Source organism: Nocardia sp. NPDC058480, from assembly GCF_042720495.1.
Classification (GTDB): Bacteria; Actinomycetota; Actinomycetes; order Mycobacteriales; family Mycobacteriaceae; genus Nocardia.
Window position 1 is genome coordinate 1 of sequence record NZ_JBHXMN010000007.1, and the last position, 16,753, is coordinate 16,753.

Below are 16,753 nucleotides of genomic sequence, written 5' to 3' on the forward strand. Positions count from 1 at the left end.
GGTTAGCGCTCGAAAGCGCTGAGCCGAAGGCTCTAGTCTCGAGCGCTAACCGGCGGCCCCTTGGGGCCGCGGACACGCGCGCGCCAGCGCGCCAAAAACACAGCGTATACAGCCCGGGACTACCGAACCCTGGCCGTCCCTTCCCTCCACCGGGACTACCGAACCCTGGTCGTCCCTTCCCTCCTCGCCGCGTCTACCACCTACCCCGCACCGCGGCAATCACCCCGGCGAGCACAACCGCGCCGACCTGCACAGCCGCCGACATCCGCACCGCGCGACGCAGGTCCGCAACCGTAGGTGCCGGTCCGTCGCCAAGAGTGGGACGCAATTCGGTGCCGTATCGGTACTGCGTGAGCCCGCCGAGCCGGATGCCGAGCGCACCCGCCATCGACGCCTCGACAACCCCGGCGTTGGGGCTCGGATGCTTGGCCGCGTCACGCCGCCACGCGCGAAACGACGCCATCGGAGTGCCGCCGACCAGCGGGGCGAGGGCGGCAGTGAGCAGCCCGGTGACGCGGGCGGGGATCAGGTTGGCGATGTCGTCGGTGCGAGCGGCGGCCCAGCCGAAGTTCTCGTACCGCTCGTTCCGATACCCGATCATCGCATCGAGTGTGTTGACAGCGCGGTACCCGAGCAGGCCAGGGACTCCAGCAACCGCGCCCCACATCAGCGGCGCCACCGCCGCATCCGACGTGTTCTCGGCAATGGATTCCAGCGCTGCCCGAGCCAACCCGTCAGCATCGAGCACCGAAGGATCCCGCCCACACAACGACGGCAGCAGCTCCCGCGCCCCCGCGATATCGCCGGCATCGAGCCGATCCGCCATCGCCTGCCCCGCCCGCGCCAAACTTCGCCCACCTAGCGCGGTCCAGGTCGCCAGCGCGGTAGCCAACAGGCCACCCCGGGCGCCGATCACACCGATCCCCAGCACAGATCCGACCGCGACAACCTCGTGCACCACCCCGGCCCGCCGATCATCGACATAGGTCACCTTCTCCCATGCCGCTGCCGCCGACCCGAATCCGGCCACCGGATGCCACCGCCGTGGATCGGCGAACACCCGATCGAGCACGAATCCCAGCACCAGCCCGACCGCCGTCGATGTCCCTTTTCGCACCGGCCGAGGGTAGCGGGCGGCGGCGATGTCACACCGGCGACCGCTGGTTCGTCATCACGGTGACGGCGCTTCTAGACTCGCCGGGACCGAGCAAGATCAACCGAACGGGCGCCCACCATGACCTCACCGCAGCCTCTCGATCAGGCCGAACTGGCCCGCCGCTTCGAGGAACATCGCCCCTACCTGCGACGACTCGCCTACAGCACGCTCGGAAGCATCAGCGACGCCGAGGACGTGGTGCAGGACGCGTGGCTGCGCCTGCAACGACAGTTCGAAGCGGGCAAGGCGGACGAGATCGACAACCTGCGCGCCTGGCTCACCACCGTCATCGGCCGCCTCGCCCTGGACCAGCTCGGGTCCGCACGCGCCCGCCGCGAACAGTACGTCGGCGAGTGGCTGCCGGAACCGGAGGTCACTTCCTGGGACGATCCAGCCGACCGTATCTCCCAGGACGAACGTGTCACCACCGCGCTCCTGGTCGTACTCGAGTCGTTGTCGCCCGCCGAACGCACCGCGTTCGTGCTGCAAGATGTGTTCGGTATGACCGGCCCCGAGGTCTCCGAGGTAGTCGGGCGCACGCCCGCCGCGGTCCGGCAGCTCGCCTCCCGCGCCCGCAAGCATGTCGAGAACGGCACCCCACGTTTTCCCGCGTCCCCGGCCGAGCAGGAGAAGGTCGTCTCGGCGTTCGCGCTGGCCTGGCGCTCCGGTGATCTGAGTTCGCTGCTCGGCGTGCTCGACCAGAACGTGGTCCTCACCGCCGACGGCGGCGGCAAGGTGCCCGCCATCCGTCAACCGGTGCGCGGTGCGGAGCTCATCGCCAAGATGCTGCTCGGCTGGTACAACACCGCGAACGGCTGGGGCCGGGCGGTGCTGGTCAACGGCATGCCCGGGCTGGTCGTCTTCGACGGCGCCAACGTCGGCGTCTTCTCGTTCGTCATCGACGCCGGTCATGTCGTGGCGATCAACATCGTCCGCAATCCCGACAAGCTCCGCGACCTGCCTACCGAGGGCGCCCCGGACTGGTACCTGGGCGGCGGCAAATAACGTCGGGCGCGGACCTAGATCATCAAGAACTGGCGCGGATTTCCGCTCGGGCGATATTGCCGGTCGCCAGCGCGATCGGTGCCGGCCAGGCGCTCTACGGCTACGCACGATTGCGCAGCCTGGTGACCACTTGCCCAACGGGCGGTCTCCGTTATGCGCCGAGCGAATAACCGTGCGCGGCCGCGACTTCGGCGGACAGCAGTTTGCCGTCGACTGCCGTGAGCCCGGCGGCCAGACCGGGATCGGCGGCGCATGCTCCGCGCCAGCCCTTGTCCGCGATCACCAGCGCGAACGGCAGAGTGGCGTTGGTGAGTGCCACGGTCGAGGTGTGCGGCACCGCGCCGGGCATGTTCGCTACGCAGTAGAACAGCGAATCAGCCACGGGGAAGGTCGGATTCGCGTGCGTGGTCGGCCGGGTCGAGGTGAAGCAACCGCCCTGATCGACGGCGATGTCGACGAGTACCGAGCCGGGCCGCATCCGCGCGACGAGCTCGTCGGATACCAATTTCGGCGCCTTGGCCCCCGGTACCAGAACCGACCCGATCACCAGATCTGCCGCGACCACAGCCTTTTCGATCTCGAGCGCGTGCGAGGCGAGGGTGCCGACCCGGCCGGCGAAGCGCGCGTCGAGTTCACGTAACCGCGCCAGATTCGTATCGAGCACGCTCACCCTGGCGCCCATCCCGACCGCGATACTCGCCGCGTTCGTCCCCGCCACGCCGCCGCCGAGCACCACCACGTCGGCCGGGCGCACCCCGGGCACGCCTCCGAGCAGCATGCCGCCGCCACCCATCGGCGCCATCAGGTGATAGGCCCCGACCTGGGCACTCAGCTTGCCCGCCACCTCGCTCATCGGTGCGAGCAGTGGCAGCGATCCGTCGGCCCCGCGCACCGTCTCGTAGGCGATGGCGACGATCCCCGAGGACAGGATGGCGTCGGTGCATTCCTTCGACGCCGCCAGATGCAGAAAGGTGAACAGCACCTGATCGCGGCGCATCAGCGAATATTCCTGCGCGATCGGCTCTTTCACCTTCACCACCAGATCCGACCGAGCCCAGACCTGATCTGCGTCGGCCGCGATCCGCGTCCCGGTGGCGCGATAGGCGTCGTCGGCGAATCCCGATCCGACACCGGCACCGGCCTGCACGAGCACTTCGTGCCCGTGCGCGACCAGTTCGGCGGCGCCCGCCGGCGTGAGCGCCACCCGGAACTCCTGCGGCTTGACCTCCGTCGGCACCCCGACGATTACGCCCGTTCGCGTCATCCGGCAAGCCTAGGACCTGCGCCGGAGCTCAGCCGCCGCCTCGATCGCGTGTCGCGGCCGAGGCAGCTACGCCGGGGCCGGAACCGCCGTGCTCGACGTGGTTTCCGGGGCGGTCGCCGCAACGGTGGTGGTCGTCGGCGGAGTTGTTGTCGGCTCCGTTGTCGTCACCGGGGGTGACGTAGTGGTCGTCGGGGCCACGGTTGTCGTGACCGGCGGGGCTGTTTCGCCGCATTCGTTGTGACCACAGCTGTCTGTTCCGCACTCCGGGCCGGGCACGCAGGTGTGCCCGGGCGGGATTCCGCATTCGTTGTGACCACAGCTGTCTGTTCCACAGTCCGGGCCGGGCACACAGTTGTAGCCGGGCGGGATCTCACTCTGCGCGGGCGAGCCCGGCGCCGCCTGCGTCGGCGAGTGATAGTACGACGACTCCGGCGCCGATCCACCACCCGAACCACCCGGATCAGTCGATGCCGCAGGCGAACTCGTCGGCGCCACCGATGTCGTCGCGGTCACCGAAGTCTTCGACACCGAACTCGATCCGGAGTCACCGGAGTTGCCGCCGTCCGACGAACACGCGCCGACAGCGAACACCACCAAGGCCATCAGCACACCGAGCACCACACGGAATAGATTTCCCCGCAGTAACTTCCGCAACATTTCTTCTCCTCAGCCCACAGACCCGCGCCCGACAGCAGCGGGCGCGGGTCAACGAAAGATATTAGATAGCAGAACTATTCGTAATCGCCGCGCACACCGAAAACATTTCACCCCGCACCGACCCCGGCGCCCGCTCCGCCACGTCCACCGCATGCCCGCGACGTCTCCGGCGGCCCACCGCGCGCAGTTCCGCGGTACGGCGCAATAATGACGTTCATGATCATCAAGGTGAGCGGGTTCACGCCCGAGATCGACGACACTGCCTGGATCGCGCCGAACGCGACCGTGATCGGCCGGGTGCGCCTCGGCGCCGAGGTCGGCGTCTGGTACTCGGCGGTGCTGCGCGGCGACCTCGAGCAGATCAGCATCGGCGCGCGCACCAATATCCAGGACGGCTGCGTGCTGCACGCCGACCCCGGTTTCGCGCTCACCGTCGGCGCCGGAGTCTCGGTGGGACACAATGCGATTCTGCACGGCTGCACCATCGGCGACGATGTACTCGTCGGCATGGGCGCGACGGTGCTCAACGGCGCGGTGATCGGTGCGGGCAGCCTGATCGCGGCCAATGCCCTGATTCCCGAGGGCGCGCAGATTCCGCCCGGCTCACTCGTGGCGGGCGTGCCGGGCAAGGTGCGTCGCGAGCTCACCCCCGCCCAACAGGATGGGATCAAGCTCAACGCGGCGGTGTATCTGCACAATCTGACCAATCATCGCGATGCCGAGGTGTTGTGACCCGTCACATTGATCAAGCGTCCAGTAGGTTTACCTGATAGCATCTATCCTGCGTATTGCGTGGCGATCATGAGAGTGGCGATCGGCACCGGATACGCGAGGTAGGAGGTATCACGGTGGCATACGTGCATTCCGGTGTGCACCGAGCGGCGGGACGGGTCAGCGTGGCCGATATCGCCGCCCAGCCCGGCGGCATCGAAGCACTCCAATCCCGCGTTCACGAGCTCCGATCCCGTGGAGTTCATTTCGCGGCCAATGCGATCGAGCAGGAGATGGCCGCATTCGATCTGCCCCCACAGGGATAATGGGGTAATGCCTACCGTTTCGTCGATCCTCGCGCGGATACTCGAGAAGCCCGTCACCGACGGAGAGAAGCTGCTCGACAGTGCGCTGTCGGCGTTTCTGGACTTCGGGATCAAACGCACGAGCATGGGCGAGATCGCCCGGCGGGCCGGCATCAGCCCAGCCACCCTCTACCGACGCTATGAATCCAAGAACGAACTGGTCGAAGCCGTCGGCGTGCGCGAGGCGCAACGCTATGTGACCGATATCGACGAGCGGGTCCGCGCGGTCACCGAACCCGACGAGCAGCTCGTCGAGATCTTCGTCGCCTTCGTCACCACCATCGCGGGCAACGAACTGCTGCGCCGGTTGCTCAGCACCGAACCGGAGATCATCCTGCCCCGGCTCACCACCGAGGCCGGACCGATCCTCGCCGTAGGGCGCGCCTATCTGGCCGAGAAGCTGCGCGAGCTGCGGGTACCCGAATTCGACCCCGATCTGGTCGCCGAGATCATGGCGCGACTCGCCCTGTCGCTGGCGCTGACCCCCGACGGGCTCATTCCGCTCGACGATCCGGAGGCCGGACGAGAGTTCGCGCGGCGCACACTGCTACCGATGGTCGGCATCCGCGACATCCACTGACACCCCGAACGCCGCCGCCACCACCTCATCGATCCCCGAATCAGCCACCGGCACACCATCTTCCAGCAGCGCGCGCACGCTTCGCACGATCTCACCCGCCGCCGCACCGGCAGGATCGGGCAGCGGCAGTCGCGCTACGTACTGGGTGATCCAGCGGCGGCGGCCCGAGTACAGCCGGTTACCGCAGACAGCGTCGTAGAACCGCAGACCCAGCGCCGAATTCGCCACGCCCATCAGCAGATACGCCAGATCGGTGGCCGCTCGGCCCACGCCGAGATCGGTGAGCGAGATCCAGTAGCAGTCACCGTTGACGACCGCGCCCGACCGATCGAGGGCGAATCGTGGACGTGCGCTGATGTCGGGGAACACCAATTTCGGCGCACCCCAGAGGTGTGGGCGTTGTGGCACCCAGATCTCGAACCACTTCCGGCCACCGTCGAGGACGTAACGCCTGCCCGACAGCACCTCCTCGTGGGACCGCAAATACTCTGCTGCACAAGGGAATTCGGCAAGATCGATCGGGGTGCGTCTGGGCTCGAGCAGATCGTAGGGATAGAGCACCCTCGTGCCACGCGCCATCGCGACCCGCCACGGCTGCAGATCGTGGTGAGTGATCAACTCCCGCAACAGTTCCGGCTCGGGTGTCGGATCCATCTGGTCCCACCGGTCCGAGATGAACACCCGATCCGCCGTCGTCTTGATCCCCACCCTGATGCGCGCGGCCTCCCCGAACGAGCGCCAGGTGCGATCGGCGATCCGGCCGAGCCAGTGATCGACCGAGGGGCGCGACATGCGCCAAGCGGTGTCACCGTGACGACCGGACCGGCCACCGTCGACCGTTCGCGAGTCGACGGACGCCTCGACCAGCACACTCGCCGGCCGCGGCGGGCCTGCCGGGAGCGGAGCGATGGTCGCGGACCCGCGCGCTTCGCCCGTCGCCAACACGCCGACCTCCACCGCGAACACCCGCCCCCCGGCGCCGAGAAGACAGGCGTCCTCGCCCGCCAGCGCGTCGAAAAGCTCGGTGGTGCAGTCGGGTTCGACCCCCACCTCCTCATAGACCGAGACGTAGCGGCAGTCGGGTGGGCCGGTGCCGCGCACGGCTACGGTGATCGCGGGCAGCACCGCGGCGGTGAAGAGTTTGGTGTCACCGAGGTCGTAGAGCTCCACCGGCGTCAGTTCACCGGTGAGGATCCGACGCAGGTTCGCCCCGGCCCGAGTGGTGAGAAACCGGTTGGCACAAAGTAACCCGAGCACTCCCCCGGCATCCAACAGCCGCGGCGCGATGGCAACGAAGGGATGGGTGAGGTCGATCCGTCCGCGGAGGCCGAACTGTTTGCTCAGCAGTTGGGCAGTCGGGCCGCCCAGCTGCTGGGTCCGGACATACGGCGGATTGCTGATGATCAAGTCGAATGAGCCGTCCGCCAGATGAGCGGCTGCCGACAGGAAATCGCCCGCACGGCAATCTATTTCGACACCGAGCGCGGCGGCCCGCCCTCCGGTCTCGTCGACAGCCTGTCGATCCAGGTCATATCCGGTGAGGTGAACCGCGATATCCGGTGCCCCCGAAGCGATTTCCCGATGCACCGCCAGCAGCAGCTCGCCATCTCCGCAGGCCGGGTCGAGCACACGCAGCGTTGCGGCGCGTGGCACGTACCGCAGCGCCCGTCGCGCCAGGAACCGCGCGAGGTCCGGTGGCGTGTAGTGCCTGCCGTGCCGTTTGCGCTCCTGCGCGTCGCGGGCCTGCGAAGCCATGCGATCGATTGTGCCCCGGAACTGCCCCGATGCACCGCAGGCGCGAGCCGAGACCCGGCGCAACTACCTCACCTGCGCAAACGCGATCGAGCATTTCAAACAGTGGGTTGCACCACTTCAACAGGGGTAGAGCGGCCACCGGGCGATGGGTAACGTCTGTCCGGTTTCACCCCGCTGCACCGAAGCCGAGGACGATGCCGAGACTCAGCACGCTGACCGCCGCACTCACCGCCGTAGCCCTCACCGTGCTGCCCGCGTCGCTCCCGGCGCTTGCGCAGGCCGACCCCGGACAATACGCGCCGACCATGCTGATCCTCGACGCCTCCGGCTCGATGGAGCGCCCCGATCAGGGCGGCACCATGATGGATTCCGCCAAGCGGGCGGTCCGTAGCTTCGTCGCCTCGGCGCCCGCCGAATCCTCGGTCGGACTCACCACTTACGGCACCGGCACCAGCAATTCCGAGGCGGACAAGGCGGCAGGCTGCCGCGACGTCCAGGTGCTGCAACAGCCGACGACCATCGACAAGCCCGCACTCACCGCCGCGGTCGACGGCATCCACGCGCGCGGCTGGACCCCGATGGGCACCGCGCTGCGCCAGGCCGCCGACGCGCTGCCCGATTCCGGGCCACGTTCGATCGTGCTCGTCTCCGACGGTGACGACACCTGTTCGCCGCCGGACCCGTGCGAGGTCGCCGCGGAGTTGAAGCAGCAGGGCCTCGACCTGATCGTGCATTCGATCGGGTTCGCCGTCGACGACAAGGCGCGGGCCCAGCTCACCTGCATGGCACAGGCCACCGGCGGCACCTACAGCGACGCCGCCGACGGCGCCGCGCTGGAACGCATTCTGCCGCGGGTGAGTTCGGCCGCCCTGCGCAACTACCAGGCCACCGGCACGCCCATCACCGGCACCGGCGAATACAGCACCGCCCCGGTCGCGAAGCCGGGTCAGTACCTCGACACCATCGGCCAGCAGGAGAAGCGCTTCTACGCGGTCGACGTGCCCGCGGGCGCCACCGCCTACTTCACCGGGATCGTCTCGTTCCCCCGGCAGAAGGACATCTCGCAGTCCGAGGACATGAACGCGCTGGAACTGCGCATCTTCGGGCGCGACGGCATCGACTGCAATATCCGCGAACGCGAACTCGGCGGCTCGGCCAGCGACGGTGTCGCGCTCACCGTCGCCAAGGCGTTCGACGGTGCGGCCGAAGAACCCACCGGCGCCAACTCCGCCAAATGCAAAGGCGGGGGCCGCTATTACTTCGAGCTCAACTGGGACCTGGTGTCCAAGGGCTCGCCCGCGCGCCTGCCGATAGAGGTCCTCGTCGGCATCGAGCCCGGCGTCACCGATCCCGGCCCCGCCGCCGACACCACTGCGATCACGTTCACCGACCCGGCAGGCACCCCGCAGCCGATCACCGGCGGCGGCTCGTTCACGGTCGCCTCGACGCTGCAGGGCAGCGGCAATTACAGCGATACCCTGCAGCCCGGCGAGTACGTCTTCTACCGGGTGCGACTCGACTGGGGTCAGGGTTTGGCCTACCGGGTGCGCTTCGCGGAGACCGACGGGGTGAAGTACGGAACCGCCACGAATGTGGCGACCTCGATGTACTCGCCGCTCGGCCGGGAGATCGACTCCGACACCACGGTCTACACCGGGACGTCGAGCGCCGAACTCACCCTCGCCTCGGTGCCGGTCCGGTACGCCAACCGGGAGGAGTCCGATGGGCAGGTGAAGCGTGCGTCGGTGGCCGGCTGGTATTACATCGCGGTCAAACTCGGCACTCCAGGCGGCACGGACACCATGCCACCGGCTCCGGTGCAGCTCGATCTCACCGTGTCGGGCACTGCCGAACCGGGGCCGACCTATATCGGTGCCGGCACGGAGGCCGCACCGGAAAAGACTGTGGCCGTCAGCGATTCGCCGACGACGTCCGAGCCGTGGACCGTCTACGTCCTGATCGGCGCCGGCCTGGCGTTGCTCGCCGGTATCGGCACGGCGATCTTCGTTGTCGCCCGTAGACGCAGCTAGGTTCCCCACGATCGCGCCGACACCCGAGTTCGCGGTGTCGGCGGGTTCCGCATGGGTGGCCCAACTGCTAAGTTAGTCTCGAAACGAGACCAGTTCTCCGCACCAGAGGGAGCCGCGCGATGGCGCAGACCGACCACGACAGCAGCGATTTCGCCACCCTCCAGCGGCTGGCCGACGAACGCTGGACCTGCCGCCAGTTCCTCCCCGAACAGGTCGACCGACCGACCATCGAACAGGTACTGACCCTCGCGCAACGCACCCCTTCGTGGTGCAACACCCAGCCGTGGCAGGTCGTGGTCACCACGGGCGAAGGCACCGACCGGTTCCGCAAGGAACTGCTCGAACACATCCAAACCTCCGGCAGCACACCCGATTTCGAATTCCCCGCCGCCTACGAGGGTGTCTACCGCGACCGTCGCCGCGCCTGCGGATTCCAGCTCTACGACAGCGTCGGCATCGCCAAGGGCGACCACGAGAAGACCATGCGCCAGATGGTGCGCAACTTCGAATTCTTCGGCGCCCCGCACGTCGCCATCGTCACCTCCGAGGCCGACCTCGGCATCTACGGCGCCATCGACTGCGGCCTCTGGCTCGAGAACTTCCTCCTCGGCGCCCAAGCCCTCGGCCTCGGCGCCGCCCCCCAGGCGGCGCTGGCCTCCTACGCCCCGTTCATCCGCGACTACTTCGCCATCCCCGACACCCGCAAGGTCGTCTTCGGCATCTCCTTCGGCCACCCCGACCCGGCCCACCCCATCAACACCTTCCGCACCGCCCGCGCCCCCCTCGAAGACCAGATCACCTGGCACACGTCCTGAGCCGGGCCGCCGCGTCAAGCCGGACGTGAGGTCATTCCGGGACCGGCTTCCGGCTCGATGTCACGAGCGGTGACCTCCACGGCGCACTTGTCGCACGTCAGATGCGTGTGCGCTTCGCCCGTGCAGCCTCGGTGCCGGTATTCCACCGGTGGACCGTCCGGCGCCAGGTAGGTGTCGCCCCAGTCGCGGATCGCCATCAGGATCGGATAGATGGCGTGGCCCTTCTCGGTGAGGCGATACTCCTCGTAGGCACCGTCCTCGGCGGGGCGTTTCACCAGGATTTCGTGTTCGATCAGCCGATCCAGGCGATCGCCTAATCGGCTTCGCGAAATTCCCAGCGCGCTCTGGAACGCGTTGAACCGGCGCACTCCGGCGAAGCTGTACTTCAAGATCAGCAAGGTCCAGCGGTCACCGAAGATCACCAGCGGCCGCGTGATCGAACACGGGACATCTGCGAGTTCCTCATAGCGCACCCTGCCATTATGCGCGGGCGACCACCTACTCGTTGTTCGCGGCGCCGCAGTTTGTAGGCAACCATCACGCGCAGCGGTACATCCGGCATCTTCCGCCAGGATGCCGTCCGCGACTTCGATCGCGTCCCCAAGAGGTCGACCTCGCATCCCTCGGCAACCTCGAGGTCGATCGGTCCGGTAGCTCCGATCAAGATGCTGTCGCGGTGATCGCCACCCCTCTGATCGGGCGAAAGATTACGGACCGACCGCTTCGAACGCACGCGAATATTCCACGGAGGAAGTGACGAGCGACAGCGAAACGGCCGCCGCCGTCTCCTGAATCAGGAGGGTGGCGACGGCCGTCGAATGACTACCGCGGTCAGATCACAGCGGGATGTTCTTGTGGTGGCTCTTGCGGGCCGGTGCCGAGGCCAGGGCCGTGGCGATGATGCTGCGGGTTTTGGCTGGGTCGATGACCTCGTCCACTACGCCGATGGCTACGGCGCGTTCGACGCCGCCTGCGAGCTGCTCGTGTTCGGCGGTAAGGCGCTCGTGGAGAGCGTCACGCTCGGATTCGGGGGCGGCGGCGAGTGCCTTCTTATGGAGGATGCCGACGGCGGCCTTGGCGCCCATGACGGCCACTTCGGAGCCGGGCCAGGCGTAGACGGCGGTGGCGCCGAGGGCGCGGGCGTTCATGGCGATGTAGGCGCCGCCGTAGATCTTGCGGGTCACCAGGGTGACGCGGGGGACGCGTGCTTCGGCGAAGGCGTGCAACAGCTTCGCGCCGCGACGGACCACGCCCTCGAGTTCCTGGCCGACGCCGGGCAGATAGCCGGGGACGTCGGTGACCACGATCAGCGGGATGCCGAACGCGTCGCACAGGCGCACGAAACGTGAAGCCTTCTCGGCACTTTCGGAGTTCAGGCAGCCGCCGAGGCGCAGCGGGTTGTTGGCCAGGACGCCGACGGTGCGGCCGCCGAGACGGCCGAGACCGGTGACCATGCTGCGGGCGTAACCACCCTGGAGTTCCTCGAAGGAGGACTCACCGTCGACATTGTCGAGCAACTCGTGCACGATCGGCTTCACGTCGTAGGCGCGCTTGGCCGACTCCGGCAGCATCGCCTTGAGGTCCACATCGCCGTGCTCGGCCGCGACCAGGTCGAACTCGCCCTGCTCGGCGAACATCGAGACCAGCCGACGCGCGCGGTGCATGGCATCGGCCTCGTCGTCGGCGGCGATGTGGCAGACACCGGACTTCTTGAAGTGTGTGGTGGGACCGCCGAGGGTCGCCATGTCGACGTTCTCACCGGTCACCGAGCGCACCACGTCGGGTCCGGTGACGAACACGCGGCCCTCGGGCGCCATGATGACCATATCGGTCAGCGCGGGACCGTAGGCGGCGCCACCGGCGGCGAAACCGAGCACCACCGAAATCTGGGGGACGAGGCCGGACGCGCGAACCATGGCCTCGAAGACCAGGCCGACCGCGTGCAGCGCCTCGACACCTTCGGCCAGGCGTGCGCCACCGGAGTGCCACAGCCCGACGACGGGAATGCCGGATTCGATCGCGGTATCGATCGCGTCGACGATGTGCTTGCAGCCCTCGACGCCCATCGCGCCACCCATGACGGTGGCGTCGGAGCAGTAGGCCACGGTGCGGACACCGTCGACCTCGCCGATCGCGGCGAGCACGCCGGAGCGGTCACGCGGATGCAGCGGCAGGACGGTGCCGGGGTCGAAGAAACGTTGGAGCCGACCCAGTGGGTCGCGCGGATCTGTGGTGGTGTCTTGAAACGCGGGAGCAATGATGGTCATCGCGCTCACTCCTTCGAAAAGAGATGCCGCTGCGGCGGCTGCTGTGGCGAACCGCCGGTGGGAGTCGAACCATTCAGTTGGCACGACCCCCACCGGGGATCGGAATGCAGTCGGCGGCTTATGCCCGACCGAAGGCGAGCGCGACGTTGTGCCCACCGAAACCGAAGGAATTGTTGATCGCGTACTCGATTTCCTGGCGACGGGCTTCCCCGTGCACCACATCGAGATCGATCGCCGGATCCTGGTTGTCCAGGTTCAGCGTCGGCGGAACAATGCCGTCGCGGATCGAGAGCACCGTGAGGATCGACTCGAGGGCGCCGACGGCACCGATCGAGTGGCCCAGTGCCGACTTGGGCGCGTACACCGAAGCGTGCTGCACCCCGGCGTAATGGATCGCGTTCTTCTCGGCGAGGTCGCCGATCGGGGTCGCGGTCGCATGGGCATTCACGTGCGCGATGTCACGCGGGGTAATTCCGGCGGTTCGCATCGCGCGCTGCATGGCGCGTCCTGCACCGGTCCCCTCCGGATCAGGTGCCACCAGGTGGTACCCGTCGGAGGTGATGCCCGCGCCCAGCAGGCGGGCGTGGATGGTCGCACCGCGTGCCTTGGCGTGCTCCTCGGTCTCGATGACCATGAGTGCGCCCGCTTCGCCGAAGACAAAACCATCGCGGTCCTTGTCGAACGGCCGAGACGCGCCCTTCGGATCATCGTTGCGGGTGCTCGTGGCTCGCATCATCGAAAACGCCGCGATCGGCACATCGGAGATGAAGCCCTCGACACCACCGGTGACGACGATGTCGGCGTCACCCATCACGATCATCCGCCACGCGTTGGCGATGGCCTCCGAACCCGACGAGCACGCCGAGACCGGAGTGACCACTCCCGCCCTGGCCTTCAGCTCGAGACCGACGACCGCCGACGGACCGTTCGGCATGACCATCTGAACAGCCAGCGGCGAGATCTTGCGATAGCCACCGTTCTTCAGCTTGTCGACCGAGTCGATCAGGGCGTCGCCGCCGCCGAGTCCGGTGCCGATCGCGACGCCGAGACGGTCGTTGTCGACCTCAGGGCTGCCCGCGTTCTTCCACACCTCACGACCGAGGACGGTCGCCAGGCGCTCGACATACGCCATGCGGCGGATCTCGACCCGGCTCAACAGGGTGTCGGGGCTGACCTTCAGGTGACCGCCGATTCGCACCGGCAGGTCGTATTCCTCGATGAAGGGATCCTCGAGAACGTCGATTCCGCTCTCACCGTTGAGGAGTCCCTTCCACGTCGCATCGACATCACCAGCGATCGACGTGGTCGCCGCCATCGACGTGACGACGACGTTGGGGAAGTTCCCGTTCAAAGTACTGGGAGCAGGAGTGGTCAAAGTTCGGCCCTACTCGCCGGCGCTGTCGAACTTGGCCTTGAGCTCGGCGGCAACGTCGGAGTTCTCGGCCTCGAGCTTCTGGACGTAAGCGACGGAGTCACCAACAGTCTTCAGGCTGGCCAGATCCTCATCCGGGATCTTGACGCCGTACTTGTCTTCCATCTGCACAGCGATCTCGACCATGGACAGCGAGTCGATGTCCAGGTCGTCGACGAAGGACTTCTCGAGGGTCACCTCGGAGGGTTCGATACCCGTAACCTCTTCGATGATCTTGCCGAGTTCTTCGACGATCTGTTCCTGGGTCAGAGCGGCCACTTTGGTGGCTCCCTTCTTGTTTCTATTTGTAGGGTCGTGAACGGCCCGCACTTCGCTGTGCATGGCCGCCGGGGGAAAGCTAGCCCGAGGTGGTCAGTTCGGCCAACGCGGGGAGGTCTTCGGGGGTCTTGAGGGCCAGATTGGGCGTGCCCTTCAGTTCCCGCTTGGCGATGCCGACCAGCGTGCCCGCGGGCGGCAGCTCGACCACGGCCGAGACGGCCGCGGCGCGAATGGTCTCGTTGCACAGGTCCCAGCGCACGGGGCGAGTGACCTGAGCCGCGAGTTTCTCGATCGCGTCGGCGCCCGAGGTGACCGGCTTGCCATCGAAGTTCGACAGCAGGGTCCGGATCGGGTCGCTCGGCGAGATCTGGGCGATGGCATCGGCGACAGCTTCCTGTGCCGGGGCCATGAAGACGGTGTGGAACGCACCGGCGACGGGCAACGCGCGGACCCGTGCCTTCTCCGGCGGGTTCGCGGCGAGCTCCGCCAGAGCTTCCAGGCGGCCCGCTGCGACGATCTGGCCGACCGCGTTGCGGTTGGCCGGGACGAGATCGAGTTCGGCGAGCCGTGCGAGCACGGTGGCTTCGTCGCCACCGAGCACCGCGGACATTCCGGTCGGCTCCAGCGCACAGGCCTTGGCCATCTCCCGGCCGCGGATAGCGGCGAGGGCGACTGCCTCGTCGGCGGTGATGACACCGGCGACAGCGGCTGCGGCGAATTCGCCGACCGAGTGTCCGGCGACGACTGTATCGGCCGGAATCGACCCAGGGGCGATTTCGGCAAACGCGAGCAGTGCGGCGGCGACCACGAGCGGCTGCGTCACCGCGGTGTCGACGATCTCCTCGGCCGTCGCGGTGGTACCGAGACGGACCAGATCGAGGCCCGCGGCCTTCGACCACAGCTCGAGGCGATCAGTCGCACCGGGCAGTGCGAGCCACGGCGTGAGCATGCCGGGTGTCTGGGACCCCTGTCCAGGGGTAAGCAACGCGATCACTCCCTAAGACAACACTGTGACCCCCGCCGCACGAGATGTCGGCGCGAATGAAGCTTTCCGATCGCTTTTGTAGGGGTTCCACAAAATCCGAGGTGGGGTGTCGGGATCGACCGATTCACCAATCCCGTTACAGGGGGTCGTGAGCCATTGGGATGGGCGGGGCTTCTGTGACGGGAGGAGACGATTCGTTATGCGTTCGTGTCAAACGGCCCACTGTTGCTGCAATTCGGAGCACATATGCGTCCCGCGGATTCATCGGATCACGGCCGGTGACTTCGCCGATTCGTTTGAGTCGGTACCGAACGGTATTTGGATGGACGTACAGCTGCCGAGCGCAAGTTTCTACTGCTCCGCCACAATCCAGGTACGCGTCGAGTGTGTCGGATAACGAAGATCCGGCAGCAGCCAACGGGAGCACAAGATACTCGTTCAACGCCTCTATCGCAGCTCTATCGCCCAGCAACGCGCGTTCCGGCAACAACTCCGTGGCGTGAACGGGCCTTGGCGCCCCGCGCCAGCCGACAACGGCTTCCATCCCCGCCAACGCCTCGATCGCCGACGCGTGCGCGGCGCCGAGGGTGCGCATCGTCGGCCCGATCACCACCGGACCGCCGGAGAACACCTCGGCCAGTAGATCGGTGAGGAACGGCGAACCGATGCCCGACTCCCCCAGGTGCCCGCTGACCACCATCACCAGCCGCGCGCCCTGCACCACCGCCAGCGCGGCCCTGCCGTGTTTGGTCGCGATGGTGTGTACCGCGCCGACCGTGGACACACCCTGGTCCGCCGGGGGCGTGCCGACCAGCACCGTGGCGGGCGCTGTGGCGTCCCAGTTCAACGTGGCGGCCCGGGAGAGCATGTCCGGGCCCGTGTCGCCCCGGACCACCGCGTCGACCACCAGGGCCTCCAGGCGGGTATCCCACGCGCCACGCGACTCGGCGGCGCTGGCGTACACCGAGGCGGCCGCGAAGCCGAGCTCACGCCCGTATCGCAGCACCGCCTCGGTAAGCGCCACCAGCTGACGATCGTTGCGCGCCAGCGCGGGCAGCCACTGTTCGAAGAAGTCCATGGCCACCCGCACCATGTCCACGGTCTGGCGCAGCGTGAGCCGCCGCGCCAGATCCTGCGGAATCACCTGGAACGCGTCCAGGCTGAAGCGGATATCGGAGTCGGGATCCTGCAACCACTCCAGGAAGTTCACGACCGCCGTCTGCACCAGCATCTGCACGCCCGCGCGCTGCGCGGCGTCCAGATCGGCGAAGAACGGCAGCCGATCCTGCATCGACCCCACCGCCTCGGTGGACAGCCGGCCCGAGAACTGCTTGACCCGCTTGAGCAGCGTGTCGGGCAGCGGATCACGGGTCTGCCGGTTCGGGGACAGCGCCCCCGTCGGCAGATAGACCTCGTGTTCGCTGGTGCCCTCGGTGATCCGACGGGGCCGCGGCGGTTTGCGCTCCACAGTCC

At 67.5% G+C, this 16,753-nt stretch carries 16 protein-coding genes; 6 read left to right on the top strand and 10 right to left on the bottom strand.

All coding sequences use genetic code 11. From position 1 onward, the window contains the following. Positions 1–193 precede the first annotated feature (193 nt). On the bottom strand, positions 194–1,117 hold the full coding sequence (locus ACFWO8_RS18220) for a cobalamin biosynthesis protein (protein WP_378952083.1): 924 nt from the start codon (positions 1,115–1,117) through the stop codon (positions 194–196). 117 nt (positions 1,118–1,234) lie between these two features. On the opposite strand from ACFWO8_RS18220, the gene sigJ reads away from it, so the two are divergent. Next, entirely contained in the window at positions 1,235–2,161 is a 927-nt protein-coding gene (gene sigJ, locus ACFWO8_RS18225) for an RNA polymerase sigma factor SigJ (RefSeq protein WP_378952086.1), read from the top strand. A 151-nt stretch (positions 2,162–2,312) separates the two neighbouring features. Here the strand turns inward: sigJ and ald are convergent, their stop codons facing one another. Both ald and ACFWO8_RS18235 read right to left on the bottom strand, forming a co-directional pair. Next, positions 2,313–3,425 (bottom strand): alanine dehydrogenase, encoded by a 1,113-nt coding sequence (gene ald, locus ACFWO8_RS18230; protein ID WP_378952089.1) that lies wholly within the window; start codon positions 3,423–3,425, stop codon positions 2,313–2,315. A gap of 28 nt (positions 3,426–3,453) precedes the next feature. After that, positions 3,454–3,657, bottom strand: a complete 204-nt coding sequence (locus ACFWO8_RS18235; RefSeq protein WP_378952092.1) for a hypothetical protein — start codon at positions 3,655–3,657, stop codon at positions 3,454–3,456. 641 nt (positions 3,658–4,298) lie between these two features. On the opposite strand from ACFWO8_RS18235, the gene ACFWO8_RS18240 reads away from it, so the two are divergent. The 3 genes from ACFWO8_RS18240 (at position 4,299) to ACFWO8_RS18250 (ending at position 5,738) form a co-directional block, all read left to right on the top strand. Next, positions 4,299–4,814: a gamma carbonic anhydrase family protein gene (locus tag ACFWO8_RS18240; RefSeq protein WP_378952095.1), complete on the top strand. Its 516-nt coding sequence runs from the start codon at positions 4,299–4,301 to the stop codon at positions 4,812–4,814. Positions 4,815–4,930: 116 nt separating this feature from the next. After that, a complete protein-coding gene (locus tag ACFWO8_RS18245) occupies positions 4,931–5,119 on the top strand; it encodes a hypothetical protein (protein ID WP_378952098.1) in 189 nt (62 codons plus the stop codon). Positions 5,120–5,126: 7 nt separating this feature from the next. Further along, positions 5,127–5,738, top strand: a complete 612-nt coding sequence (locus ACFWO8_RS18250) for a TetR/AcrR family transcriptional regulator (RefSeq protein ID WP_378952101.1) — start codon at positions 5,127–5,129, stop codon at positions 5,736–5,738. On the opposite strand, the gene ACFWO8_RS18255 is transcribed toward ACFWO8_RS18250, so the two are convergent. Continuing rightward, positions 5,706–7,493: an Eco57I restriction-modification methylase domain-containing protein gene (locus ACFWO8_RS18255; protein WP_378952104.1), complete on the bottom strand. Its 1,788-nt coding sequence runs from the start codon at positions 7,491–7,493 to the stop codon at positions 5,706–5,708. The two genes, ACFWO8_RS18250 and ACFWO8_RS18255, sit on opposite strands and share 33 nt — an antisense overlap. A gap of 194 nt (positions 7,494–7,687) precedes the next feature. Between ACFWO8_RS18255 and ACFWO8_RS18260 the strand changes: the two genes are divergently transcribed. Then, positions 7,688–9,523, top strand: a complete 1,836-nt coding sequence (locus ACFWO8_RS18260; RefSeq protein ID WP_378952107.1) for a VWA domain-containing protein — start codon at positions 7,688–7,690, stop codon at positions 9,521–9,523. Positions 9,524–9,642: 119 nt separating this feature from the next. After that, complete coding sequence (locus tag ACFWO8_RS18265; RefSeq protein WP_378952110.1) at positions 9,643–10,338, top strand: nitroreductase; 696 nt, start codon at positions 9,643–9,645, stop codon at positions 10,336–10,338. A 14-nt stretch (positions 10,339–10,352) separates the two neighbouring features. Here the strand turns inward: ACFWO8_RS18265 and ACFWO8_RS18270 are convergent, their stop codons facing one another. From ACFWO8_RS18270 to ACFWO8_RS18295, 6 genes are all read right to left on the bottom strand, one after another. After that, a complete protein-coding gene (locus ACFWO8_RS18270) occupies positions 10,353–10,811 on the bottom strand; it encodes a winged helix-turn-helix transcriptional regulator (RefSeq protein ID WP_378952113.1) in 459 nt (152 codons plus the stop codon). A gap of 363 nt (positions 10,812–11,174) precedes the next feature. Continuing rightward, a complete protein-coding gene (locus ACFWO8_RS18275; protein ID WP_378952116.1) occupies positions 11,175–12,605 on the bottom strand; it encodes an acyl-CoA carboxylase subunit beta in 1,431 nt (476 codons plus the stop codon). Positions 12,606–12,723: 118 nt separating this feature from the next. Then, positions 12,724–13,980 carry a KasA/KasB family beta-ketoacyl-ACP synthase gene (locus tag ACFWO8_RS18280; protein WP_378952119.1) on the bottom strand — a complete coding sequence of 419 codons (1,257 nt, stop codon included), beginning with the start codon at positions 13,978–13,980 and terminating at the stop codon, positions 12,724–12,726. A 9-nt stretch (positions 13,981–13,989) separates the two neighbouring features. Then, complete coding sequence (gene acpM / locus ACFWO8_RS18285; RefSeq protein WP_062992023.1) at positions 13,990–14,295, bottom strand: meromycolate extension acyl carrier protein AcpM; 306 nt, start codon at positions 14,293–14,295, stop codon at positions 13,990–13,992. A 79-nt stretch (positions 14,296–14,374) separates the two neighbouring features. Next, complete coding sequence (locus ACFWO8_RS18290) at positions 14,375–15,289, bottom strand: ACP S-malonyltransferase (RefSeq protein ID WP_378952123.1); 915 nt, start codon at positions 15,287–15,289, stop codon at positions 14,375–14,377. A gap of 127 nt (positions 15,290–15,416) precedes the next feature. Beyond that, entirely contained in the window at positions 15,417–16,718 is a 1,302-nt protein-coding gene (locus ACFWO8_RS18295) for a PucR family transcriptional regulator (protein ID WP_378952933.1), read from the bottom strand. Between the last annotated feature and the right edge of the window lie 35 nt (positions 16,719–16,753).

Excerpts from the sequence above, each read along its gene's own strand:
- ACFWO8_RS18275 (WP_378952116.1), bottom strand. The coding sequence starts at position 12,605 with ATGACCATCATTGCTCCCGCGTTTCAAGACACCACCACAGATCCGCGC.
- ACFWO8_RS18240 (WP_378952095.1), top strand. The coding sequence starts at position 4,299 with ATGATCATCAAGGTGAGCGGGTTCACGCCCGAGATCGACGACACTGCC.
- ACFWO8_RS18250 (WP_378952101.1), top strand. The coding sequence starts at position 5,127 with ATGCCTACCGTTTCGTCGATCCTCGCGCGGATACTCGAGAAGCCCGTC.
- ACFWO8_RS18265 (WP_378952110.1), top strand. The coding sequence starts at position 9,643 with ATGGCGCAGACCGACCACGACAGCAGCGATTTCGCCACCCTCCAGCGG.
- ACFWO8_RS18260 (WP_378952107.1), top strand. The coding sequence starts at position 7,688 with ATGCCGAGACTCAGCACGCTGACCGCCGCACTCACCGCCGTAGCCCTC.
- ACFWO8_RS18255 (WP_378952104.1), bottom strand. The coding sequence starts at position 7,493 with ATGGCTTCGCAGGCCCGCGACGCGCAGGAGCGCAAACGGCACGGCAGG.
- ald (WP_378952089.1), bottom strand. The coding sequence starts at position 3,425 with ATGACGCGAACGGGCGTAATCGTCGGGGTGCCGACGGAGGTCAAGCCG.
- sigJ (WP_378952086.1), top strand. The coding sequence starts at position 1,235 with ATGACCTCACCGCAGCCTCTCGATCAGGCCGAACTGGCCCGCCGCTTC.
- ACFWO8_RS18235 (WP_378952092.1), bottom strand. The coding sequence starts at position 3,657 with ATGCGGCGAAACAGCCCCGCCGGTCACGACAACCGTGGCCCCGACGAC.